Consider the following 738-nt stretch of genomic DNA (forward strand, 5'->3'; position numbering starts at 1 on the left):
GGACTAAACATATCCATCGTAATGATTTTCACCTGACAACGAACAGCTCGCTCGTAGCGCAGAAAGTGATTTCGTATGATAGCCTGTGTTCTGCCTTCAAGAACAGTGATGATGTTAAGATTATCAAAATCTTGTGCAATGAAACTCATCTTTCCCTTGGTAAAGGCATACTCGTCCCAAGACATAATCTCTGGAAGACGAGAAAAATCATGCTTAAAACGGAAGTCATTAAGCTTGCGAATGACAGTTGAAGTTGAAATAGCCAGTTGATGAGCGATATCGGTCATAGAAGTTTTTTCAATCAATTTTTGCGCAATTTTTTGGTTGATAATACGAGGAATTTGGTGATTTTTCTCGACGAGAGAGGTCTGTGAGACCATCATTTTAGAGCAATGATAGCACTTGAAACGACGCTTTTTAAGGAGGATTCTGGTAGGCATACCAGTTGTTTCAAGGTAAGGAATTTTCGATGGTTTTTGGAAGTCATATTTCTTCATTTGACTTCCACATTCAGGACAAGATGGGGCCTCATAATCCAGTTTAGCGATGATTTCCTTGTGGGTATCTCTATTAACAACATCCATAATTTGGACATTAGGGTCTTTGATATCGAGCAGTTTTATGATAAAATGTAATGGTTCCATATGAATCTTTCTAATGAGTTGTTTCGTCGCTTTTCATTATAGGTCATATGGGACTTTTTTTCTACACAAAAATAGGCTCCATAATATTTATAGG

General features: G+C 37.4%; 1 protein-coding gene. It reads right to left on the reverse strand.

Annotation, left to right across the window (positions count from 1 at the left end):
* Nucleotides 1–644: transposase family protein (locus M1F55_RS09000; RefSeq protein ID WP_247947714.1), on the reverse strand; the 644-nt coding region annotated here is incomplete at its 3' end.
* Nucleotides 645–738: the final 94 nt, after the last annotated feature.

The organism is Streptococcus mitis (assembly GCF_023109235.1).
GTDB classification, from domain to species: Bacteria; Bacillota; Bacilli; order Lactobacillales; family Streptococcaceae; genus Streptococcus; species Streptococcus mitis_DA.